General features: G+C 79.3%; 1 pseudogene. It reads left to right on the top strand.

Features of this window, described 5'->3' with window-relative positions:
* Positions 1-1,202: pseudogene (locus AA75_RS50210) on the top strand (hypothetical protein); the annotation flags it as partial.

The raw sequence follows: 1,202 nt of genomic DNA, 5'->3' as shown, positions 1-1,202 counted from the left end.
TCGCGGCCGTGATGGCGGCGGTGGCCGGCGCGGTGGCGGTGCTGACCTTCCAGGCCGGCACCGCGGCGGCGGACCGCGCCGGGTACGCGCCGTCGGCCCCGTCCGGCGCCGTCACCCTGCGCGTCCAGGCCGGCGATCCGGCCGGTCCGCGGGCCGCGGTCGAGCGGTCGGTACCCGGCCTCGGCCCGCGCGCCGACCTGCAGACGGTCGGCTACGGCGCCTGCGACGGCACCCCGGGCGGCTTCTGCGGCCGGATCGCCCTGACCACCCCGGCGGAGAACCTCTGCCCGCCGCTGTCCGGCCTGCCGGCCGACAGCTACGGCGCCCGGATCACCACCGAGAACGCCGAGCGGCTGCTGGCGACCGACCCGCGGTGCAGGCCGGCCGTCGCCCCGGACGCCCAGCAGTTCGGCGAACTGGTCGCGGGCGACGCCGCGCTCCTGCACAACCTGCTCGGCGCGGACGCGCCCGAGGCGGCCGGCGCGCTGGCCGAGGGCCGGGTGGTGGTCCTCGACCCCGCCCTGGTCAAGGACGGCTCGGTGACCCTGGCGCTCACCCGTTTCGGCGCCACGGGACCGGAGGGCAACACCGCCTCGACGCTCACCCTGCCGGCCGTGGCGGCCAAGGCCGAGGTGCCCTCGGTCCGGGCCGTGCTGTCACCGGACGCGGCCCGGCGGGCCGGCTTCGTCCTCGCCCCCGCGGGCTCGGTGTGGCGGCCCGCGCAGGCCCCGTCCGCGGCCGCCGAACAGCGGGCGGCCGCCGCGGTCACCGCCGACGGCATCCGCAACGACCTGCGGGTCGAGCGCGGCTACCGGGGCGGCCACGACGACGTGGTGGCGCTCGGGCTCGGGGTGGCCGCCTCGGTGGTGGCCCTCGCCGCGGCCGGCATCGCCACCGGCCTGGCGGCCTCGGACTCCCAGCGCGACCTCGCCACCCTGGCGGCGGTCGGCGCCGGTAGCGGGATCCGGCGCAGGCTCTCCGGCCTGCAGTGCGCCCTGATCGCCGCCGTCGGCGCGGTGCTCGGGACGGCGGCCGGTCTGCTGCCCGCCGCCGCCGTCCAGCAGGTGCAGAACGCCGGCGCGGTGGCCTCGGTCGATCCAACCGGCGGTATCGAACTCGGCACCCACCCGATGGTGCTGCCGTGGCCCTACCTGGCCGCCGTGCTGGTCGGGCTGCCCCTGCTCTCCTGGGCGCTCGCCGCC

Source organism: Kitasatospora sp. MBT63 (genome assembly GCF_000710465.2).
GTDB lineage: Bacteria > Actinomycetota > Actinomycetes > Streptomycetales > Streptomycetaceae > Kitasatospora.
The sequence above is the reverse complement of the archived record's forward strand: the minus strand, read 5'-3'. Positions and strand labels throughout refer to the sequence as shown.